The organism is Roseateles subflavus, assembly GCF_030285365.1.
Lineage (GTDB): Bacteria > Pseudomonadota > Gammaproteobacteria > Burkholderiales > Burkholderiaceae_C > Roseateles_B > Roseateles_B subflavus.
This window is the reverse complement of the sequence record NZ_JASVDS010000001.1, coordinates 737,737-758,951: the sequence shown is the minus strand read 5'-3', so window position 1 is coordinate 758,951 and position 21,215 is coordinate 737,737. Positions and strand designations below refer to the sequence as shown.

The following is a 21,215-nucleotide window of genomic DNA, read 5'->3' as shown; positions in this document are numbered from 1 at the left end:
CACATTGGCACTAACGCGTGATCGTGCCGCCATGCACCAATGCTTCAGGATAAAGAATCTACACGCTGACGAAGTTGTTCAGTTTGTAGAGGCTTGGCCAGAGGCTGCTCGCACAGCACAGCTTGAACAAGTTCGTCTGGTTGTCGCAGATGGCTTGGACGGAGCCCTCCCCCCGCAGTTCGTTGCCGAATCGGGATACTCGATCACTCATTACCGGAATCACAACCCAAACGGTCTTGTCTACATCGAGAGCAGTGTCCAGAGCGACGAGCAGGGTCTGAAGGACATATTCAGCCTCCGCGACAGCAACTTCCTCGACGGCAGCTTTGACGACTACGCAAGGACGAACCGCGGCATTCCTGGCTTACTGATCGAGGAGGCTTGGCATAGCGCTGGCGGTACGAGTGGTGTTCCGCAACTCCTGCTCGAGCGCCTCTTACTGGTAATCCGGCTCGTGCATCCGGAAATCGAACCTGTTCCAGTGCGTCGCTACGTCGCATTCGTCGAATCGGTCTGTGCAAAGTGGCTCGGTCACGATAGGGTCATTGACGAAGCGCAGGCAGACCGTATCGTCGGGAGTTCACTCTGGGCAATGGACATGTTCCCAGACGAGCGCTGGAATGAAGGCGGTGCAGAGGCACGGTGCCGCCGCAGGCTAGAAATGAACGCTCGGCACGCCGACTTGCTTGATGGCACGACCGAGCTCGCTGCGGAAGAGGTCGCCGCTAGGTCCTTGGCGGCACGGTTCAAGCTGTCCGATGGCAGCCCGATGCCAACCTCCGACGCGATCAATTGGCGAGAGCTCTGCTCCAACTATGGATTGACGCCAACGGACGAACTCCGCAAGCAGATTCCCTACGAGATCTTCTGCCAGCTGTTTATTCGGGACACGGCAGGCCTTCGCCTAGGTGAGCGTGTTCGAGCCGAGCTCGAAAGTTCCGCACCCGGCCGTCTTGGAGAATTTGACGCCCTCGACGTGACCGCTGGATTGAACGCCAGGAACAGCCTAGACGCGAATCGTCTGCTTGAAGCGGTGCCCGCAGAGGGCACAACCTCCCTAATCGATGCCCTCACGGCCAGCACACGAAAGTCTGTCGAGCGGCTCGCCGCTCCACCGAGGAGACAGTTCTTCAATCCCGCGATCGAGATTGTGCGGCTTGTGCAGCGTGTTCGCACGGATGCGACCGCAGCCAGGGTGGCCAGTATCTCGATGGAGATTGGGCGGGAGGACGCATCTGGACAACCGATACATGGACTTTTCGCCTTTCTCTTCGGCGACACGCTGCGCTCCATTGCGGCGGGACTCGAAGGGCTGCCGGACGCCTGTCTGCTCGAGCTTTCTGACGAGCTAATCCATCCGCTCCCAGTGCCTCCGTTGCTAGACGACCAGTCTGACGAATCCGAAGATGTTGTGCAGCAGTACAGCTGGGACCCGCTCCCTTTGCGCTTTACGCTTCGCGATTCGAATGGCAAGACGCTAGAGGTCATCGACCAGATGGAGTGGCTGCCATCTGCTGTTGAGCAGTTTGCGCTCTTCTGGTTCCTAGCGGCCGCGCCAGAGTCGCCTGCACTGGATCTGCCAGGGACATTGAGGATCAATCAGCCCACAGACGGAGACGACTGGCGAACGCCGTTGGCATATAGAGAAGCCGGTCTGGATGGACTGACGCTGGACCCAGCTCATCGCCCCGAAACTAGTAGCCCTGTACTGGAAGAGCTTCTTGCATTGCGCCACGAGCTCCGCGACGCATTGCGTGAGCTTGGTCTAGCCGCCGATCGCATTCAGTCGTTTCTGGATAGCTGGCTTGCGCTCCTTCAACGAGCTCGCGAGCACTTCGTCCCAGATGGATCCCGTAGCAGGGAGTTCGATGCTTTCCTTGGCACAGATCTGGCTGCCATCGTCGGCTCCGAGCGGCGCCTGATGCTCCCCCTACACCCAATACGCCTGCGGTGGATTTGCAGATACCTGGAGCAAACAAGGCGACTAGCGCATGAGTTCCTTGCTGGCACTGCTAGTTTCTCCGACGGCGAGGGCGAGTTCTATCTCGACTGGCTTGAGAAGCTTACACCCCGTGAATCGCCACCGATTGCGGCTGGCAGCATGGGCCAGCTCCTATATTCCCGCTCCGAGTCCGGTTGGTGGGAGGACTTTTCTCCGCTCGAGGCAGTCAATGGAGACGTCTCGTTTGATGCAGCGGCCGTCGGATCGATCGCTGCTCGCATCGTCAGCTACCTCGATGCGCACCCCTACAAGCGAGACGGACTGTCACTTCTGGTCGTATTGCCCACCAATGACTCAATGCCAGCGGAGATCCTCCGTCGGATTACGGCGAAAGCAAATCGATATCTGCGCATCTCAATGCACGTGGCAGCTCCAAAGAGCAGATGGGAGGCAATCGCGAGGGCTGTAGAGAAGGTATCTGACGGGGGAGAAAGTAGCCCTCAAGCACGCCTGTTCCCTGACAAGGATCTCGCCCTGATCGACTACAAGGCAGGTGACAGTCTCGCCGGATTGTTAGCGGATCTCCAGCTAGACATAGCTGTGGTTACCCACGTCCTACAGGAGCAAATAGTCAGCCAACAGAACACAGAAGCGCCAGTTGAACGCCCCGGCGTTTTTGACCCCCTTCAGCACAGGCCCCTGCGCTTGGAGGCTGGGGGAGGCGGCGGGGCGATCTCGCTCGTAATGCTTCCAAAGTACCCAGACCCGGTACTTGAGTCATGGAGCACTTTGACGGTGCGAGCCAACCGGTCAAGGCCTGTCGCGCCTGGTCAACCGGAAAACACCGATTTGGTTGAACTGCGCGTGAACTTCCAAGACTCTGCTAGGCTCTTCAAGGACTTGCATGAGCACTGCCACTGGGTGATCACGCTAGAGCGGCAGATATCACGCGAGCAGATTGAATCTGCCGAGGCTGGCGCACCCGACGTCTTGAGCATTGAAGACGGCGTTGGTGCCAACCGCCTCAACACGCTGGTAGTTTCTTCGCGATCTGGACGCGAGCTGATTCAAGCACGCCTAGCCAGAAAGCTGCGACGGCTGATTCCACAGCAAACACTGTCTGGGGCTTCGCACGACTTGTTAGATCGACTTGCTGAAGGCATCTACGACTCTACTAGGCGACTAGCACCAAGACTCGCGCTGCAGGCACTGGGCGTAGCTCGCGTGACCGAGGAAATTATCGGGCTTACGGTTGCACGGAGCCTGGCAGAGGAAATCTACCCGGCCCGCTTGAGGAGCGGGCTTGTCGCGTGGATCAGTCTTGATGAACACACGGACTGGTTTGGCGGCCACGCTCAGGTGCGGGCTGATATGTGCCGTCTTTCACTGGAACGAGGCGACGACGGTGTCATAGACGTGGACGTCTTGGTAGTTGAGGGAAAGCTGCGCCAGCTATACGACGGCCACGGCGTTGTTCAGGTCCAGCGGACCTGTGAATTCTTCCGATCTGTGCTGGCTGCATCCGGCACCGATGCAGCGCGCAACGTGGACGAATCCATGTGGCGCGAGCAGATCGCGTCCGCCGTAGAAAACCTTCCAGTAGGCGCAATTCAACTTGTGGGAGCGGAGTCAAACGACAGCCGAAATGCGAGTCCCGACCTAATGCATCTCACGATCGCTGACTTGCGATCAGGATCAATCCGCCTTCGGTCTGTCAATGGTGTCTACTCGGCATGTCTGTGGGACACCGAGAGCCAAGATCTCCAACGATCGGATGTAGATGGGATCACTGTGCTCAGGTCAACAAGATTCCACTTGGTCGACCATGTTCAGCGCAGCGAGGGAATTACGACACGTCAAGCATCTGTCGAGCCCCCCCATCGTTCGCTTCAGAATGAAGGCGCCCCGTCCCAAGGACCGCTGCCCCTTGGCATTCCCGTGGCCTTCGAATCCGAGCGAAATGGGGCTGTAGCTGAGGCGGATCATCCGGTCGAGTCGGCTGTGCCTGAGCCTGCATCGGAGGGTCTCTCTCAAACGCTAGCTACCAGTGGGCAGATGTCTGCTCCGACAGATGGCACCGGAGCTTCGGATTTGCCTTTGGCGACCAGTCGTAACCGCGGGTTGTCGAACGAGGTTCTCCGGCGCACCTACGAGGACATTCTTGGCTGCTTCGCGATTCATGGAATCACCGTTTCGGCGGCGCAGGATGAGGAGCTTCCGTTCGTTGAGGGACCTGCTTCGATACTCTTCAAGGTTAGGCCAGGTCCGGGTGTTGACCCTCGCAAGCTCTCAGAGAAGGGTGCCGCATTGAAATTGGTTCTGCAGCTCGAGCAGGACCAAAACGTCACTTTCAACATCGACCGCGGGTTCGTGACCATTGACGTACCGAAGCGTGCTGAGCAGCGCTATTTCGTTGATGCTGTGGAAACTTGGTCCAGGTGGAGGCGACCACCTACCGCACTGACCGTGCCAATCGGAGAGGATCGCTTCGGCCAGCTCGTCGAGCTGAATTTCTCCTCGTCCAATAGCCCTCACCTCCTGGTCGCCGGCACTACCGGAAGCGGCAAATCGGAAGCTCTCAATACGATCTTGTTCGGCTTGACTCGACACTATCGTTCCGACGAGTTGCGCCTGATGCTTGTCGACCCAAAGGGCACAGAACTTGCGCCTTTCGACGGTTCCTCCTATCTCGAAGGGAGTATTGGTTGGGACGATGCCGACGCGATCGAGCTCCTCAAGACCGCCGTCGAGGAAATGCAACAGCGGTACCAAGCCTTCAAGAACGCCGGGAAACGGAATCTTGCCGAGTTCAATGCCGGAGTACCCGCCGCGGATCGACTGCCATGGTGGCTCGTCGTGCTCGATGAGTACGCCGACCTAACACACGATCCGATGGGAAAGAAAGAGATCGAGGCGGAACTCAAGCGGCTTGCTCAGAAAGCTCGCGCCGCAGGAATTCACGTCATCATTGCGACGCAAAAACCAAGCGCCGAAGTCATCAGTACGAACCTACGCAGCAACTTGCCCGCCCAGCTGGCGCTGCGGGTTAAGAGTGCGACGGAGAGTCGTGTCGTCATCGACGAGGCAGGTGCCGAGAATCTCAACGGCAAGGGCGACGGGTTACTGAAAGCTGATGGACGCCTTGTTCGTGTTCAATGCTCTCGCGTAGATCCTTCAGCATGGCCAGCAGCCCTGTCGGGCCCGGCAGCTTGAAGCTGCTGGAGCAGTAACGAGACACCCGTGTCCCCTGGCTAGAACCCGATTCGGCCTTCCTTCAGGAGACACGGGATTAGCCGTCATTAGGTAAGACCGGCCTGATTGAGGACTCGGGCAACTACATCTGCAATCTGATTGGCGAGCTTGGGGGGTACTGCATTGCCGACCTGCGTGTACTGTGAGGTCCTGTTCCCAAGAAAAACATAGGTATCAGGAAAGGTCTGCAAGCGCGCCGCCTCCCGCACCGAAAGACTTCGGCATTGCTTCGGCTTGTAGTGGATAAACGCGTGACCGTCCTTGGCGATATGGCTCGTGACAGTCATGCTGTGTCTGCTACCCACTTGCACCCTGAATCGATCTTTGAAGATCGAGTCTTTGACATTGTCGGGGTCGACATTCTTGTGCGCCGGCAGAAGGCACTTGGGAAAGTCGGCAAGCCTTGGGCTAGCCTCGGTCACTTTCCCGAATGCCGATACAAACATGTACCGCACTAGATCGCTCGGCATGTGAGCCCGGCTCTCATGGTTGGTGAGCAGTGACGTGTCGCGATCCCTATACCAATCTGCCAAGGCAGGGGCCTTCTTGCGCCGGTCAATCTGCCGGATGCGCGTCCGCTCGCCCCCCGACCCGGGTTCATACTGCCGGGCCATTAGTTCATCACGACATTCGCTCATAACGGCAGCGATTGCGCAGCTTGCATCTGAGCCCTCTAAGGTCAGCTCACGGATCGCTTGGTCAAAGATCGGCATAGAGAGCGCATCCAACCATGTCATGCCCTGGCCTTTGCGGGAGATCTGAGGACTGATGGCAGGCAAGTCGCCCAGTACCTGATGTACGGAGGGTGGGTCGGAGGCCTTGAGACCGATGAACTTATCTAGCTTGGCATGAACGTCCTTTCGGATGCCAACGATGATGACCCTATGACGTGCCTGAGGAATTCCAAACTCTTCGGCTTTGAGAATGAAGTCCGTCGGATCAGATGCTGCCTCAGTGGTAACGGTCCCGAGCGGCATCAGAATGTATTCCACCGGATCTCGCGAAAGTTCGGCGCATCCAGGCTGCTTAAGGTCAGCCATGATGCGCTCGAAGATGCGTCCGTCATCGACTCGCGACGAGAGAATTCCCTTGACGTTCTCCATGACGAAGACTGCCGGCCGGAACTCGGCAATGACGTGCAGGTATTCCTCATAGAGAAAATGTCGATGGTCCTTCTCAGCAACGTATTGCTTGGTGCCCTTGTTGCGCGAACGACCAACCACCGAATAGGCTTGGCAGGGTGGACCTCCGATGAGCACGGCATTGTTCGGCAGCTTTCCGCCCTTCAGATACGGCTCAAGTCGCTTTCGGATCTCCTTCGAAACCTCTTCCCGATTGCTTGGTCCGAGTTCGAGTTGATGGGCTTCCAGTTCGGCATGCTTGCATGCTTCGCGGATCAATGGGCTTTCGCAGCCTTTCAGTGAACTGAAGAGAATGTTCCAAGGCTTCGCTTCGACCATCTGGTCCCACAGATGCCAGTCCTCTTTGGTCGTTCTTGGATTCCGCTGCAATTCGCGATGAGCCGCGCGCAGCCTCAGCGTCTCGTGTGCCATTCCGTCTTTCTCAATGGAGATGGCAATCTTGAAGTCGGCACTCCGGGACTTCGAGAAGCCTTCTCCCAAGCCTCCTGGGCCGGCAAATAAGTCAATTACAGGAATGGTCATATGTAGTCGTTCTGGGACGCGCCTAATGGGAGCGTCGTTCCTACCCAGAATGCTACCAGGCTGTACGCACAGTTACCTCCGCTGGCGCCCATGGTACGAATGAGTTGCTAGCGGTAGACACTGTTGTGCCCACCGTTTGGTCAGGGTGAAGGGCTCTCCTACTGAGCGCGATACCAATCCTCATAGGAGGGGACCGTCTTGCTGCGTGTGGTCTAAGGATCTGCTTGCACGGAACCGACGGAACCTATCCTTTCCAAGTCGCCGGAGGTGCTGCAACCGTGCACGGATGCTCTTGGCATCCGCATTGGGTATCGGAGCGTCGAGCATCTGCGTGTGCCGAGGGAACATCAGGAGCAGGGAACGATTACCGCGGGCTCGAATTAGCCAATGATCTCCGCAAGGCTTGCCTTGAGCGGATCTAGACTGTCGGCCACCTGCATGGCACGCTCCGCCCATTGGCGAAAGTCATCAGCTCGCGGCCCTGCCACTTCTGGGTGCCGGCTCAAGGCCGTGACCAAGGCGCGGATCTCATTCGCTTGCGCCTGACGGTTTGCTAGCCCGACGATCTCATCACGGATCCTGGCCAGTTTCATGGCCGCCGCCGCTTGCCTCTGCTCTTCCTCTGCGCGCAATCGGGCCAATTCCGCCAAACGGTCGGCTTCACGCTGTTGAACCAAAAACTCATGGCGTGCGTATGCGGCCGCACGGAAGGACTCCTCTGCCCGCCACAAGAGGTATCGCGTGATTTCGGTGAGCTGGTCCTCCAACTTCCCCGCGTCGGAGTCTGTCCACTGCCTCGTGCCACCATGGGAACCCTTATGACCGACTTCGAGCGTGGTGGTCTTGACCGCTGACCAGTCGCGAAGGCGCTTGCTGTCGGTCGGTTCCCGGAACATCAGCCGCATGCCAGCGCCGCCAAAGTTCAGGCAAAGAGCGAGCCGGTGTACCGTGCCGAGACCCCGGATCCATTCGTCTTCTGACACGACAGCCTGGACTCCGTACAAAGGACGAAGCGCACGCGCCAAGCTGTTGAACAGCCGCAGTTGGCGTTGAAACACTGGCTCATCAAAGTGAGGCTTCTCGTAGCTCCAGACCCTATCCGGCCCCCGCCGCTTCTCATCAGCGGCGAGGAGCTTTGACAAGGCAGGGTCTGGAGCTTCCAGATCCCTGGTGCGGACAACCTTGCCAATGCGAGCAGCCGCGGCCGCCACCTGCGCGTCCAAGTCTTCCGAGAACGTTGGCGGGACAAGAGGCTCGTCCGATTGGGTCGGCCGGCGCCAATGGCCGATGTTCTCTTGCCCGATCACCACCCAGCAGTTTTGGCCGGGCAATCGCAAGGGAAGCGGTACTTGCTGCACCTTGCGGCCGACCTGCCGCTTTGCCCAGTAGCCCGGCGGCGGCGCAGGGATGTTCGCGCGTAGGCAATGCTTGTTGATCGCAACATTTGAAACACCGAACTCTTTGGCCAGTTCAGTGCGCGGCTTGGACCAGACCAAGTCATACAGGGCGTGACGGGATAGGGTGACGGGCATCTTGACTCCTAAAGGCATCAAACGAAGACTTGGCTCTCCCTAGCCGTAGCACTTGCGATGCATCACTCATACGGCTCGCTCTCCGCAAGGTGGCCCATCAGCCGCGCTCCCGTTCAATTCCATACCGCCAGAGTTGCGCAAAGAAATGACGTCGACTTCGCTCGGTGCGGCACGCCTGTGGAAGCCGCCCTCGCCGCTGCTCAAGATCCCAATGCTGCTTGAACATCCGCGAGAAGCGGTCGCCGAACTGAAACTCCCCCGCTGGGCTGTCCTCCCCATCCAACCCCATTGAATGGTCAATCAAGGCCATCAAATAGGTCAGTCGCACCCGATCCGTGCCGGCGGCACAGTGCATCCATAGCGGATCGTCCGGGTAGAGCACCGGCAACAACCAAAGAACTCGATTGAGCGCCGTTCTACGTGACGGCGTCGCTCGGGATGATCTCCGCTCGGCGGCAAACAGCATCAGGGCATCCAGGTAGCCCAGCTTGTCGAGGCGGAGCTCCTCCACCAGCCAAAGAGAAGGCTGCAACTCACTTGTCGGCATAGCCGACAGGGCAACGCCCAACGTTCGCCAGTAGTCCGGCATCGTTGCCTTGTATCTCCTGATCGTGCGCTCATCCAGATCCCGTTTCTCCAACCAAGCCAGCATGGGATGGTGAAGATCCAGGTGGAGGCCTGGGAAGACGCGCCGCACCTCCGCCACGACGGCCGGTCCAGGAATGTGCTCACCTCGTGACCGCGCATACCAAACGCGCAGGGCTTTTGCGTAGTCGTCGGCTGGCACCACCTTGCGCACAACTTCCGCGATGGTCTGCTCGCCTCCCTGCGCCCAGACTTCGGCAAAGAACGCGCGGACCAATTCGCGGCGAAAGGCCACGGCAAACACCTTGCGAAACTGATCAGCGGTCAGATTCTTTGCAGTCGAAATCGGCGCTTCACCAATGGCCAAGGGGGACATCCAGGTTGCAGCAGTCATCATGCGAAAGGCACAGGGCGGACACGCGGGCTTGAATCGACAGAGGGCAATGCGCTTCATAGCATCGCACTTGCCAAGCGATTGACCTATCGCTGTCAAGAGATTGCCCCGTTGACCAACTCCACACTTCGTTTCCCTGGCGTGCTGCGGACCTTTCGGGTCCGCCAGGGAATGCTGCAGAAGACCTTTGCGCATAGCCTGCGGCTCGATGCCGGGCAACTGTGCGCTGTCGAACGCGGCACGCGAGGACCATTGGATGCCGCGTCTCTGGAACGGGCCGCTGCGCTGCTAAGCCTGTCGGCTTCAGAAAGACGTGAGCTCGAATGGGCTGCTCGTCATGATCGGCTGGTGAAGCATGCGATCCGCGAAGGTGCATGGCGTGACGAGGTCGAGCTGTACTCCCTGTGCCTGGAAGCACTTCACAACCTGCGCCCGGAGCAACGAATCGGGCTGGTTCAACTTGTCCGAAGGTTCAACGACAGCGCCAAGGAGTTGGCATCCCTGACGCCTGTGAACCGAGACATGGAGGATCTCCCATGACCTAGAAGAGAAACGGCGGGCCACTGGGGCCCGCCGTCCTGGTTCGGTCGAGATTGACCTTGGTGTTGGCGCAGCAAGTGTCTTCCGGACTCGGCCGGTTCGTCAACATGCCTCGGCCCCTCTTGGCCTCCCATGCTCAAGTTGTAGACGTCGCAAAGGGAAGCTCACTCCGGTGATGGGACGACGGCATGCCACTCAGGCCCACCCCGCTTCGGCTGGGCCGGGGAAGACTCATGCCTTTTCAAATTCGGCTGCTCGTCATGGCGAGCGGTGAACGACTGCCACTTCTCTGCGATGCAGCAGGCCAGCCGCTTGACGCGCCCCTCCTGTACACCCTGACCGAGCTACGAGCCCGGGGCCTCTCCACAGCCACGATCCGGCATGCAGCGCATGCGATCAAGGTGCTCCTTCAAACCCTCGACCAGCAGAACATCGTTCTCGAGTTGCGCCTGATGCGGGGGGAATTCGTCCAACTGCATGAGATTGATCTCGTGGTCCGCGAAGCAGCTCAGGCAGCTGATTCGAGATCAGCAGACCTCGAGCGAAACATCTGCTCAACGTCAGCTGCCACGCGGCTGCACTACATGCATGCCTACCTCAGATGGTTGGGGTATCGCTACCTGCTGCGCCTCGAGCCTCAGGGCACACGCTACCTGGAACTGCGCGATCGCATCGACAAGGCATGCAAGGCCCTGCGGGCGCGGGCGCCAAGCGTTGGCGTCCGGAGCGACATCGATGAGCGTCAAGGGCTGGATGAGGCGGCGCTCGAACGCGTGGTCAATGCCAGCACGGGTTCGAACGAAGTCCGACTCTGGTGCCGCGCCCATGCTGAACAGAGAAACCGACTCATCCTCCGCTGGCTCATTGAACTGGGCGTACGTCGCGGTGAATTGCTGGGCGTTCGTGTCAGCGACATCGACTTTCAGCAAAACCAGGTCCTGATCGCTCGGCGGGCTGATGACCCCGATGACCCGCGTCCGACCCAGCCCCTGACAAAGACCAAGGCACGCATCCTCCCCTTGTCAGACGATCTGGCCGCGGCCACCCACGACTATGTAATGGGAGAACGCTTGCGCCAGAGAGGCAGCGGACGCCACGGCTTTCTGTTCGTCTCCGGAGGCTCAGGCGCACCGCTTTCCATCGCGGGACTGAGCAGGGTGTTCGCCGAAATGCGCAGGTCAGATCCCGCCTTGCCGGCAGAACTGACGCCTCACGTACTGCGGCACACATGGAACGACAGCTTCAGCCTGCAGATGGAAAAGCTCGCCGTGGACCCAGAGACTGAAAAGCGTATGCGCTCAATGTTGATGGGTTGGAGCATGACCTCGGATACCGCATCGACGTACACGAAGCGCTTTGTGCGCAAGGCAGCCTCCCAGGCCATGACGGCGATGCAGGAAGTCCTGAAATTCAAGGGGAGCACCCGATGACGCAGCCGAAGCGTGCGCCAGAAAAGGCGCAAACAGCGATCCCGGAAGAAGTGCGATTCACGCGCCTCGGAACAGCTTACCGATTCCATGAAAAGTCATGGCGCATCAGGGAGGGAGTGAGCCACGTTCACTTCAATTTCGGCCTCGTGGAAGCCTCCGTCACTCCCAGCGTCTTGGCAGGGCTGAAGCTGACCTTGTCTTGGCTGCTCGCCAACAAGGCCTCTGCAACTTCGTACAACACGTACAGTTCTTTCGTTCACATGCTGCGCGAGACAGCCCGCACTCCGTCCAAGCCCTTGAGTCAGTTGACGCGGTATGACCTGATGTCGTATCGCGCTGCTCTTTCGGACAAACAGGTCAACCGTCTCCACACCCTGGCAATCCTGGTGCGGAAATGGCGGGAGTTGAATGACGTCAGCGTGGCGCGTGATGCGATTGAGTTCCTGGATGCCATCCGACTCAAGACGCCGCCGCTCGGAGAGCCTGTCCGTACGCTCTGCCCCTTCCGTGGACCTCTGACAGCAGTTGAGGACGAAGCGTTCCAGGCGGCCTTGAACTCGGCCTTTGCGTCTGGACAGATTGGCGAGGACGCATTCTTTGCTTCGTGGCTGACCCGCGCGATTGGCCAGCGGCCCTCGCAGACGGCTGCACTGAAAGTGTGCGACCTGGTTGCCGAGCAGCGTGCTGATGGAGCGTTCAAGTACTCCCTTCGCGTCCCTCGCGCCAAGAAGCCGCATATGAAGCACGCCCGTGAGTCTTTGAAAACACGGCCTCTGGTGCGCCAGATCGCCGAGCCACTCCAGAGCTACCTCAAGGCAGTCGCTGAACGGTTCTCCGACTTGATGGACGATCCGACTCAAGCGCCCATGTTTCCAAGATCCACGCTCGCGTCCCCAGCAAGCGGCGAATTCGCATGGCACCGCACAGGTGACGAGTTAGCAGACCTCCTGGTGAAGACAGCCAAGAGCTTGGGGGCCCACTCTGAACGCACTGGCGAAGTGCTGCACGTCAGCCCTACACGGTTGCGCCGCACCGTTGGCACCCGAGCAGCGCAAGAGGGGCACGGTGAGATCGTCATTGCGGAAATTCTTGATCACACGAACACCGCAAGTGCCAGGTACTACGTTGCCAACGTGCCGCAAATCGTCGAACGAATCGATGCCGCCGTGGCGAACGCCCTGGCTCCGCTGGCTCGCGCATTCCAAGGCTTGCCACCCGCCTCAAGGCAGGAGCAGGGGCCTGATGTCCCCAACGAGATTCTGGACATGCGCAAGGACCAAAGTGACCGCGCCATGGGTCAGTGCACTGGCGGCGACTGCAGGTTCCTCGCTCCAGTGGCTTGCTACACCTGCCGTCATTTCAAGCCTTGGATTGATGGCCCGCACCAGGAGTTCCGCGACGAACTCATTGCACAGCGCAATGATCAACTGGTGCGCAATGCACCCAGAGTTGCAGCAGTTCATGACCGGACCATCCTGGCGATAAGCCAGGTCATTCAGATTTGCAACGGCCTGTCGAAGGAGAGTCGCCGTGACTGAGCTTCTGCATTTTTCACCTCGAGCACACCTCACGGCCCAGCAGAACCTGGACGACTTCGTTCTGGCCAATGAGCAGCAGTCGACCGTATTTGGCCCTGAACTGGATTTTGGCGCCGATGCTTGGGATGTATCGGCCTCTCTTGCGCCCAAAGCAAAGAGGTGTTCGACCAGGCTTCACTTCACACGATGGCACAAGAACCGCAACTTGCGAGGCACTCCCATGACCGAGCCCTTCAAGAGCTTCGCGAAGGCCTACATGCGGTACCAGCAGGGGCTGCGACCATCCAAAAGCTTGGTGGGCCGCCTGATCGCGCTACGGGCACTTCACGATGCAGTTTGCGATCCGCCCCTGAACGGCAGCCCAACGCAACTCCTGCCGCTGCACTTCAATCGCGCGGCTCAGCTGATTGTTGGCAGGGTTGCCATGAGCTCCGCTTACCAATACGGTGTGCAGCTGGAGTTGATCTACAGGACCATGGCTGATTGCCGGCTACTGGCCCATCCGCAGACGTGGCGGTCACCGATTCGCCGAGTCGAGGATGTTTCCAAGGTGGGGCCTGAGTTTGATGAGCGACGTATCTCGCGCCTGCCCAGTCCTGAAGCGTTGGCAGCCTTGGCGGCAATCTTCAGGGTTGCTTCGACGCCCTCCGATGTCATGGTCACCTCTGCTGCAGCGATCATGTGCGCAGCACCGGAACGAGTGAACGAGGTTCTTCGTCTCTCGATCCATTCCGAGGTGATAGCAGACGACGGGCCTGGCTCCAATGCTTACTATGGCCTGCGGTGGTACCCCTCAAAGGGCGCCGATCCACAAGTGAAGTGGGTTGTGCAGTCCATGGCAGATGTTGTGCAGCAGGCTATCGTCAAGGCGAAAGCTGTTTCCGCGCCAGCAAGAGAACTGGCCCGCTGGTACGAGTTGAATCCAACGAAGGTCTTCTTGCCAAAGGAGCTGGAGTACCTGCGCGCCCAAACCTGGCTCAACATGGCGGAACTCACGTCGGTCCTGTTCGAAGGAACGCCGCGCAGAACTGTCGCTCGACTGTGGTGCCAGACATATGGCGTGCCGACCGAACTTCGCGGCGGCAAGACCTACGTGCGATTCAGTGACATGGAGAGAGCGGTCATTGGCATGCTTCCGCGAGGATTTCCCTTTGCATATGCCGCACAGAAGTTGCGTTACTCCGATGTGCTTTTCATTGCCAGAAAGCACGAGATGCACGCGAACCGCGCGACCTACCAATGCATGTTCATCTGGGTCAGCCTGACGGACATCTACAAACGCCTCGCCTCTCGTGAGGACATCGGTCGAACGCTGTTTGAAGAATTCGGATTCCGTGAAGCTGACGGATCTGCCATACGGGTTCGAACCCATCAGCCGCGGCACTACCTGAATACCATCGCGCAGACCGGCGGGCTGTCGCAACTCGAAGTTGCCGTTTGGTCGGGCAGGAATCGCGTCAGTGACAACAAGGCCTACGACCATGTCTCCAACAAAGATGTGCTGGCGAAGTACCGCGAGCTGACCGCCGCGCAGAACCCACCAAGTGCCTTGCCTACGAAGGTCGATTCGCACGGCATGGTGCTTCGCGATCACTTCCCGAAGCTTTTTGTCCGCGCGGCACATACAACGGACTTCGGCTACTGCGGTCACGACTTCTCGATGCTTCCCTGTCAGGTGCACCAGGACTGCCTCAACTGCGACGAGCACTTCTGCCGCAAGGGCGAAACCTCCAAAGAGCAGCGCCTGTCGACGCTCCTTGAGGAAACCGAGTCGTTGCTCAAGCGCGCAGAGCAGGCCGTGAGCAGTGGGCTGTCCGGCGCGGATCGATGGGTCGCTCATCACCAAGGGACGATTCAGCGCATCCGAGACCTGCTGCAAATCGTTCAGGACCCGACGGTCGCCACTGGCGCATTGATCTGGATTGGCGCACCCCAGATGCCCTCGCCACTCGCAATGGCCCTGCAGGACCGACAGCGCTTGCTGGAGAGTTCACTGCAAGCAATTGGAGCGGAGAAGCAGGGGAGACTTCCGAATGCGTAAGCGCGGCCGGAACCTTGCCGACACGGATGTCGACATGATCGTGGGTATGCTCGATGGCTGGTCGGGCCCCTTGAGCTGGCAAGGGCTCATCGATGCAGTGGAAAAGCGGCTGTTCTGTGGCTACACCCGTCAAGCTCTCAGCAAGCACGACCGAATTGCCCAGGCTTTCCGGCTGTCCAGGATTCGGCTCGCTGAGGCTGGCGCGGCTCGAGGCCCAAAAAGAGCATTGACGCCCACGGAACAGGCTCTCTCCGAAAGGCTGACCCGGCGGGAAGCGGAAGTGACGCGGCTCAAGGCAGAGAACCAGCGCCTGCTCGAGCGGCATGTGCTGTGGCTCTATAACGCGCAGGCTCGTGGGCTCACATCGGCTGAGCTTGAACAGCCGTTGCCGCCGGTTCATCGGGGGCAGACGAAGGCAACGCTGCGTAGGGCTGGCGGCGGGTGAGCTGCGCAAGGGTCTACTGCGGTTGGAGGGCAAGGAAGCCTAGTTTGGACTTCTCTAGGCTGTTTGCTGACGCTCTAGCTGAATCGATTGTGTGACTGCACCTGCGCACGGGGCGGCCCATCGTGGTGCTCGCTGTAGCTGATGGCGATCCTTGTCAGGCACCGGGTATCGAAGATGCTTGTCGCTTCTCGACGTCACCCAACGCTATCTCCCATTTTGGTTCTGCACCCTCGCGTCACTCAGTCGCTTCGACTTCCACTTCGACCTCGTTGCCCTCGATCTCGGCTTCTGTTTGGGCCTGAAGTTCGGCGATCGCTGCGCGTAGCGGTTCGTAGATCGTGATTTCTCCGCCTAGGATTTCAAAGGTCACTGCGAGCACATAGCGCGCCGTCGAATCCGGATCATGGCTCCAACCTTGATGGCCCACCACGGCGATGCAGAAGTGGTCGGGCAGGCTGTTCGAGCGGACGACCGCCCAGTCTTTCTGCACCGTCCCGCTGTTGCGTTTGAAGTCTCGGATCAAGCCGTCCTGGGGCTTGTCATGCAACGTCCAAGGCAGTGTGGTCCCCGGCAGCGGCGCCTCGCCTTTCGATGCGTCCTTCATGGCGCGAACGCGGAAGTCGTGCAGCCCCTCGCCCAGCTTGCTGGCTTTCCAGTCCACCCAGGTCGAGAGATAGCGGCGCAGGTTGCGGCGCGTGCGCCGCGGCTGGGCAACATACGACAGGGTCACGTCGATGCGGATATCGAACTCGTCGGCCTGCTGACGCAACTCGGCCGGAATCGGCACTTGGTAGACATGGCACTCGCCGGCATGGATTTCGGTGTCGCCGCTCGTGATGAGCGTCGTTCGATGATCTGTGTTTGTGGTGGCCCGCGCTTCATCGGGGATGCCGAAGCCCAGGCAGCGAAAGGCGCTCGACGCTGCGGCGAACAGAGCCTGTTTTTCCCCAAGCGTCATGCCGGGCGGTGGATTGCGCAAGCGCGCCAGCAGGTCTTCTGCCCAGGCCGGCCACTGCGCCGATTGCACAACGAGGGCGCGATACAGGAGCGCCGGCTCGGCAGGCAAGACACGTTGCACTTGCGCCGCAATTCGCGCAACCTTGGGCGTTGCATAGGAGGTGCCGGCGGTGTCGCGATCAGCTGCTGGCCCGGGGCCATGCAGTGTCGAGCGGACCAGGTTGGGGCAAGCGGCAGGGATGACGCCACCGGCCTGGATGTCTGGCGGCGCGTTGTTCGTGCGCGCGGCGTCGCCGCCGTACTCCACAACTTCGGGCTTGATGACGTTCCAGATGCCGGGGCCTGTCCGCGAGAACGCCGAGGGGCCTGCGGGCTGTGTGGCAAAAGTACGCCATGCCCCCTGCTCGGCGGCGTCGTAGGCGATCGAGCCGACGGTCAAGGCCTGCAGGCTCTGGCCCGGGTTGGCGATGCGGGCCGCATTTTCTGCGAGATAGGCGGGATAGTCTCGGCCTGCAGTCAGGTGGTCGGCGATGCCAAGAAATGGGGGCGAGCCTTGCAGCGGCAGGTTGCCGGCGCTTTGCACGATGAGAATATCCCGTTCGCTGCACAACTGGTCGATCTCGGCTGCCCAGGACGACATATAGCGCGTGCGACAGTAGCTGCGCGCATTGATCGAGTGATTGAAGATACGGGTCTGGCGTGGGCCGTCGTTGAAGCGTTCGACGGCCTTGCGCAGCGCTTCGGGCGGGAACAAATCAACCGGCATCGTGTTCTGGGCGTCGAGCACGCGAGCGTTCTGAATCCAGAACGGTAACTGCGGTGCGCCGGCGACCGGCACCTTCTCGCCATACAGCACGGCGCCTGCGACGCGCGTGCCGTGGCCGCCCGGCGCGACTTCATCGGCGACTGCCGTCGCGGCCTGGCCCGGTAGAAAGCAATGGGACGTGGCCTGGTCGACGCCAGGCTGTAGCAGGACGTGCTCCTCTTGGATGCCGCTGTCAATGACGCAGACGGCTGGAGCGTCAGCATCGGGTGCGACCGGCGCGACAGCGGGCGCCGCTTGCGCGCCTAGCTGGCCTTGGTTTTGGGGCAGCGCGATGTCTTCCGGTTCGACGACCTCGAAGATGTAGGGATAGTTGAGGACGAAGTCCTTCAGCCCCTTGCCCGAGATCTTCAGCCGGACTGTGAAACTGTCCGGGAGCACGCCTGCATCGAAGTCGGCGCTGTCCCTCATATGGAGGATTTCGGCTTGATAGAACTCGGTGACCTTCTGGATGGAATTCTCGCGTTCGATCTTGATGTCGTCCCACTCGCTGTAGGCGCTGGCCCGCCGCTCCGACCACTCGTACTCTTTTGCCGCCCACTGGGCGTCGGTCGCGCGCTTGCCGCGCACTGGGCGCGGCGGAATTTCCTGAGTGCCGGCGCAGGCGATGCCGATATCGACGATGTAGAGCTGGTCTTCGTCGATATAGCCCCACGACGCCATCAACTGGTCGGAAAGAATGCGACCCAGCCGGTCCGTCTGGTTGGGATCGGTGAACAGCGTATGGACCTCAGCGATGGTCGCCGAGCCATGCACGGTGACAGCAAACCCTTGGGCCATGTTGCGGAACGCCGTCAGCTGAATGTCTTCAGACGCCACGATCACGTAGCCGTCTTCCTGCTCCGCCACGATCTCGAAGTCGAACTTGGCGCGCAGCGCGTCGAGGTCGAGTCCGGTGTCAATTTGCAGCAGGATGGGAATGCCCGCGGGGATGTCCGGTAAGGCCTGGCCTGCCGCCCGGCGCTGCGCCTTGCGGGCCTGCCAGTTCGCGCTAAGCGCTTGGGCCGCGGAGTCCAGCGCCACGCTGTGCGCTTGGCGTTGCGCTCCCTTGTTGGCTAGCGTTTGTGGCGACGGATCGCCGCCCCCGCGCAGGCGCGCCTTGCCTAGGTAGCGTAGCAGTAGCGGCAGGTGTTCAAAGCTGTGCGCCCCCGGCATGGCTTACGCCCTTTGTGCCGCGTCGTGCCGCTGCAGCTCTTCGACGGCCTTCAGCAGCTTGTCTTGCGACAGGGACGGGCGGCCGGCCAGCACAGCAGCCTTGGCGGCGTCCTGGGCGGCCTTTACGACCATCGCGGCCGACGAGCCTTCGAGTTTGGCGACTAGAGGCTCCCAGGCGATGGGCCTGTCCATCCGCACGCTGGACAGCGTCATCTTCAGCAACCTTTCGATCTCGGCCTTCCCGGGCAGCGGGATGGCGAACACATCGTCGAAGCGCCTGAACAGTGCCGGGTCCAACGCGGACTCCAGGTTCGTCGTCGCGACAAGCAGGCCAGGGGCGTCGTACTCCTCCATGAGCTGGAGCAGCGAATTGACGATGCGGGACACCTCGCCAATGTCCTTGGAGGCCGTGCGTGAACGTGCTATGAAGTCACATTCATCGAGTAGAAGCACGCAGGGCTTTTCGCGGGCACTGCTAAAGATTGATCGCAGGTTCTGGGCTGACTCCCCGAAGAACGAGGAGATCAGCACGTCGAACCGCACCTTCATTAGCGGCAAGCCGGTATTCCAGGCCAGCCGCTTGGCGCCCAATGATTTGCCACAGCCTGGCGGGCCGTAGAGCAGCACGGTCTTGCGGGGCTTGAGCCCAAAGGTGCGCAGTCGGTCACGTGCCGCGTACTCGGCTTCGATGCGGGCGAAGCGTTGTTCAACAACTTCTGGCAGCACCATGTGGTGCTCTAGTTGGTCATGCGGGATGAGCGTGGCCAGCGTCTCCCCGTGACGCCGGCTCATGGGCAGCTCTTTGAGCGTGCGCTCAAGCTCAGCTGACGGAGTCGGCAACGGCTGTGCACGTTTCGTCTTGGGTTGCTTGAGGATTGCCTCTAGCTGCTCAGCCAGTCTGACGTGGCCTGTCTTGCGTTCTGCTTCGACGATCTTGCCGGCGAGCCGGTCCAGATCGGATTGCGAACCATCGGCAATGGCTCGTACTACTCTCTTGAGAATATCGGCGTTCATGCGATATCACCTTTACTTGCGAGCCGTCGGACGAGTGGTAGCACGCCGACAGACTGGATTCCATTGCCCAAGCCTGGGCTGCATCCTTGCGGCTGGATCGAGTGCTGTAAGAGCATGGCAGTCATGCAACGGCTTCTAGGCCGCGTTTCTGAACCAGATGCAGCAGCTTGAGAGCAGTTCCCGCGGGCTTCTTCTGACCGATCTCCCACTTCTGTACCGTCGAGAGGCTCGTGTTGAGCAGACGCGCAAAAACCGCTTGGCTGACGTGCGAGCGTTCTCGGATGCGCTTGATCTCAGCGGGCTCCAACGGACCCACCGGTGACAGCCAGTGCGGGTCGAATTCACGCAGCGTGACCTGATCCATCACGCCAGCCTTGTGCAGTCCTTTGGCTGTGTCGCGCACGGTTTCAATGATTGGCGACCTCGTCTTGCTCATTGCAGTCAACCTCGGCTGGCCCGACGAAAGAAATGGAGAAGACTTCGCAGTTTATAGCACTTGGTGCTACGGGATCCCTGATTGGAGGGTGTCTGCCCTGCCGTAGATACGTCGTAGGTCTCGCCGAAAATCTCACGAGCCTTCGCGTGCCGGACGCTTCGAACGACCGGTGTTCTCTTGAGCGGTCTCTAGTGGCTTCCAGGCAGGGCGACAGCAACCGCTGTTTTGCTGAAAGCCGGGAGGAGCGTTTCGGGCGGAGGTCTAAACCGCAGGCACAACTGACCTCTTCCGCTTCAGCTGTCGATACCGCTCATCGATACGCCCCGCCAACTCAGCAAAGCTGAGATCAAGGCCCGTGGCCAACGCATGCAGGACGCTCAGGGACGGCGTCTTCTTGCCTGCCTCGAGCCGGGAGATGTAGGCCCGGTCAATGTTCGAGCGGAGGGCCACCTCCTCCTGGGAGCACCTCAGTTCCTGGCGGCGCGCGAGCAACTCCGTCGCAAACGCTTGAACCAGAACTGGATTTCCACTTGCCCGCATGTTGGGCAGCAGTCTTCCGCTTTTGTACACTTTAGACAGGTGGCCAAAATACACAAAATGACTGGGCGTTGTCCTTATGAAGAAAACCGTACGTGGCGCGAGATCTAAGAAAGGCATGTGGCTGGTCGCTGGGCTTGCAGGTCTCCTGGCCGGGTGCGGTACAACGAATCCGCCAACGCCCAAGGTGGACAGCGGCACAGCACTGAGCCGGCTTCAGATCCAACTGTCTGAAAAGTTCCCAGAAGCGAAGCCTTTCGATCAGTCAGGCGCTTCGACCCCTTTGAGTCGGTCGCTTGGCTTCGACGCTTGGGGCGATGCCGCGTACGCCCATGCAGCCTCGTCGTTCACCACCTGGTGCAAGTCAAGCCGGGGCGCTCTGTATGAAGTGCCGTTGAGGGGCCAAGTTCCCGCGCACGTGCGTGACGACATATCGGCGGCCGAACTTCGGTATCGGAATTCAGCACCGGGCCGCTCCCAAAGCCTGGAAGTGAGCGCCTGCGAGATCGCCGGGCAAACCTTCACGATGGCAAGTGGCGTTGATGCGAGCCGTCGACGCCTGGTTGCCTGGTTTACACCAGGGGAAGTGGAGCAATACCGCTCCGCAGCCAGGGCGCAGCGAGAAGCGGCCGATCGCCAGCGAAGAACAGAGGACGAACGGATCGCAAGGGAGAAGCGGATCCAGTTCCTTGCGGACTCACCGATTGGCACCCAGACCACCTGCTCGCAAATGCAGTTGGACGATCAAGTTCTGTCAGCCATGACCTATCGCTGCGACCAGCACCTGGTCCAGTTCAGCGAACTGAACAGGCATGGCTGGCGCGTCGTTTCGCAGACCATCATTCCGGAGCCGACCTTGGTAGGGCTGCGAAGGAATCGCGTGACGCTGCTCATCGAAAAGGTCCGCTGACCTCCACTCCGCATCGCCAA

Annotated in this window: 14 protein-coding genes; 7 read left to right on the top strand and 7 right to left on the bottom strand. The window is 60.1% G+C overall.

Features of this window, described 5'->3' with window-relative positions; genetic code table 11:
- Positions 1–31: 31 nt before the first annotated feature.
- Complete coding sequence (locus QRD43_RS03510) at positions 32–5,155, top strand: FtsK/SpoIIIE domain-containing protein (protein ID WP_285981084.1); 5,124 nt, start codon at positions 32–34, stop codon at positions 5,153–5,155.
- An 86-nt stretch (positions 5,156–5,241) separates the two neighbouring features.
- Here QRD43_RS03510 and QRD43_RS03505 read toward each other — a convergent pair whose 3' ends face one another.
- From QRD43_RS03505 to QRD43_RS03495, 3 genes are all read right to left on the bottom strand, one after another.
- Positions 5,242–6,858, bottom strand: coding sequence for a DNA cytosine methyltransferase (locus tag QRD43_RS03505; protein ID WP_285981083.1), 1,617 nt, complete (start codon positions 6,856–6,858; stop codon positions 5,242–5,244).
- A gap of 380 nt (positions 6,859–7,238) precedes the next feature.
- The gene (locus tag QRD43_RS03500) at positions 7,239–8,390 is read right to left on the bottom strand and encodes a hypothetical protein (protein ID WP_285981082.1); all 1,152 of its coding nucleotides are present in this window, start codon (positions 8,388–8,390) and stop codon (positions 7,239–7,241) included.
- A 97-nt stretch (positions 8,391–8,487) separates the two neighbouring features.
- On the bottom strand, positions 8,488–9,372 hold the full coding sequence (locus tag QRD43_RS03495; protein WP_285981081.1) for a hypothetical protein: 885 nt from the start codon (positions 9,370–9,372) through the stop codon (positions 8,488–8,490).
- Positions 9,373–9,540: 168 nt separating this feature from the next.
- Here QRD43_RS03495 and QRD43_RS03490 point away from each other — a divergent pair, with 168 nt between their 5' ends.
- From QRD43_RS03490 to QRD43_RS03470, 5 genes are all read left to right on the top strand, one after another.
- Positions 9,541–9,909 (top strand): hypothetical protein, encoded by a 369-nt coding sequence (locus QRD43_RS03490; protein WP_285981080.1) that lies wholly within the window; start codon positions 9,541–9,543, stop codon positions 9,907–9,909.
- Positions 9,910–10,142: 233 nt separating this feature from the next.
- On the top strand, positions 10,143–11,339 hold the full coding sequence (locus tag QRD43_RS03485) for a tyrosine-type recombinase/integrase (RefSeq protein ID WP_285981079.1): 1,197 nt from the start codon (positions 10,143–10,145) through the stop codon (positions 11,337–11,339).
- On the top strand, positions 11,336–12,877 hold the full coding sequence (locus tag QRD43_RS03480; protein ID WP_285981078.1) for a site-specific integrase: 1,542 nt from the start codon (positions 11,336–11,338) through the stop codon (positions 12,875–12,877). The genes QRD43_RS03485 and QRD43_RS03480 overlap by 4 nt, the downstream gene beginning before the upstream one ends.
- Positions 12,870–14,918, top strand: a complete 2,049-nt coding sequence (locus tag QRD43_RS03475) for an integrase (RefSeq protein WP_285981077.1) — start codon at positions 12,870–12,872, stop codon at positions 14,916–14,918. The genes QRD43_RS03480 and QRD43_RS03475 overlap by 8 nt, the downstream gene beginning before the upstream one ends.
- A complete protein-coding gene (locus QRD43_RS03470; protein ID WP_285981076.1) occupies positions 14,911–15,363 on the top strand; it encodes a hypothetical protein in 453 nt (150 codons plus the stop codon). The genes QRD43_RS03475 and QRD43_RS03470 overlap by 8 nt, the downstream gene beginning before the upstream one ends.
- Before the next feature lie 235 nt (positions 15,364–15,598).
- On the opposite strand, the gene QRD43_RS03465 is transcribed toward QRD43_RS03470, so the two are convergent.
- The 4 genes from QRD43_RS03465 to QRD43_RS22705 form a co-directional block, all read right to left on the bottom strand.
- The gene (locus QRD43_RS03465) at positions 15,599–18,166 is read right to left on the bottom strand and encodes a S8 family peptidase (protein ID WP_285981075.1); all 2,568 of its coding nucleotides are present in this window, start codon (positions 18,164–18,166) and stop codon (positions 15,599–15,601) included.
- A 135-nt stretch (positions 18,167–18,301) separates the two neighbouring features.
- On the bottom strand, positions 18,302–19,312 hold the full coding sequence (locus QRD43_RS03460) for an AAA family ATPase (protein WP_285981074.1): 1,011 nt from the start codon (positions 19,310–19,312) through the stop codon (positions 18,302–18,304).
- Positions 19,313–19,433: 121 nt separating this feature from the next.
- Positions 19,434–19,748 carry a helix-turn-helix domain-containing protein gene (locus tag QRD43_RS03455; protein ID WP_285981073.1) on the bottom strand — a complete coding sequence of 105 codons (315 nt, stop codon included), beginning with the start codon at positions 19,746–19,748 and terminating at the stop codon, positions 19,434–19,436.
- 261 nt (positions 19,749–20,009) lie between these two features.
- A complete protein-coding gene (locus tag QRD43_RS22705; RefSeq protein ID WP_350339828.1) occupies positions 20,010–20,288 on the bottom strand; it encodes a helix-turn-helix domain-containing protein in 279 nt (92 codons plus the stop codon).
- A gap of 115 nt (positions 20,289–20,403) precedes the next feature.
- Between QRD43_RS22705 and QRD43_RS03450 the strand changes: the two genes are divergently transcribed.
- Entirely contained in the window at positions 20,404–21,195 is a 792-nt protein-coding gene (locus QRD43_RS03450) for a hypothetical protein (protein ID WP_285981072.1), read from the top strand.
- The last annotated feature ends 20 nt before the right edge of the window (positions 21,196–21,215 follow it).

What these genes read in the sequence shown, in the direction of transcription:
- QRD43_RS03510 (WP_285981084.1), top strand. Translation starts at nt 32, where the DNA reads ATGCACCAATGCTTCAGGATAAAGAATCTACACGCTGACGAAGTTGTT.
- QRD43_RS03505 (WP_285981083.1), bottom strand. Translation starts at nt 6,858, where the DNA reads ATGACCATTCCTGTAATTGACTTATTTGCCGGCCCAGGAGGCTTGGGA.
- QRD43_RS03500 (WP_285981082.1), bottom strand. Translation starts at nt 8,390, where the DNA reads ATGCCCGTCACCCTATCCCGTCACGCCCTGTATGACTTGGTCTGGTCC.
- QRD43_RS03495 (WP_285981081.1), bottom strand. Translation starts at nt 9,372, where the DNA reads ATGATGACTGCTGCAACCTGGATGTCCCCCTTGGCCATTGGTGAAGCG.
- QRD43_RS03490 (WP_285981080.1), top strand. Translation starts at nt 9,541, where the DNA reads ATGCTGCAGAAGACCTTTGCGCATAGCCTGCGGCTCGATGCCGGGCAA.
- QRD43_RS03485 (WP_285981079.1), top strand. Translation starts at nt 10,143, where the DNA reads ATGCCTTTTCAAATTCGGCTGCTCGTCATGGCGAGCGGTGAACGACTG.
- QRD43_RS03480 (WP_285981078.1), top strand. Translation starts at nt 11,336, where the DNA reads ATGACGCAGCCGAAGCGTGCGCCAGAAAAGGCGCAAACAGCGATCCCG.
- QRD43_RS03470 (WP_285981076.1), top strand. Translation starts at nt 14,911, where the DNA reads ATGCGTAAGCGCGGCCGGAACCTTGCCGACACGGATGTCGACATGATC.
- QRD43_RS03460 (WP_285981074.1), bottom strand. Translation starts at nt 19,312, where the DNA reads ATGAACGCCGATATTCTCAAGAGAGTAGTACGAGCCATTGCCGATGGT.
- QRD43_RS03455 (WP_285981073.1), bottom strand. Translation starts at nt 19,748, where the DNA reads ATGAGCAAGACGAGGTCGCCAATCATTGAAACCGTGCGCGACACAGCC.
- QRD43_RS22705 (WP_350339828.1), bottom strand. Translation starts at nt 20,288, where the DNA reads ATGCGGGCAAGTGGAAATCCAGTTCTGGTTCAAGCGTTTGCGACGGAG.
- QRD43_RS03450 (WP_285981072.1), top strand. Translation starts at nt 20,404, where the DNA reads ATGTGGCTGGTCGCTGGGCTTGCAGGTCTCCTGGCCGGGTGCGGTACA.